This window comes from Burkholderia sp. SIMBA_051, assembly GCF_046534915.1.
Lineage (GTDB): Bacteria > Pseudomonadota > Gammaproteobacteria > Burkholderiales > Burkholderiaceae > Burkholderia > Burkholderia ambifaria.
Genome location: NZ_JAWRXS010000472.1, coordinates 1 through 260 on the forward strand (window position 1 = coordinate 1; position 260 = coordinate 260).

A 260-nucleotide genomic window follows, 5' to 3' on the forward strand; every position below is an offset into this window, starting at 1 on the left:
GCGCACGGCCACGGCGCAACTGCGCCGGACGCTCGCGAGCGTGAACGCGCTGGCCGATTATCTCCAGCGCCATCCGGAATCGATCGTGTGGGGCAAGCCTTCGGGTCAGTGAAGGCGACGTGAGTCAATCATCCGCGCGCCGTCAACTCGACGCCAGATAGCGTTGCGGCGATTCGCCCGTCACCTGGCGGAACATGACGATAAACGCGCTCGCGCTGCGATAACCGAGATCTTTCGCGACCTGCGCTACCGAATGCCCG

General features: G+C 64.6%; 1 protein-coding gene. It reads right to left on the bottom strand.

Annotated elements, in window-relative coordinates; genetic code table 11:
- Positions 1-142: 142 nt before the first annotated feature.
- On the bottom strand, positions 143-260 hold a 118-nt coding region (locus SB771_RS35340), incomplete at its 5' end, for a helix-turn-helix domain-containing protein (RefSeq protein WP_410722083.1).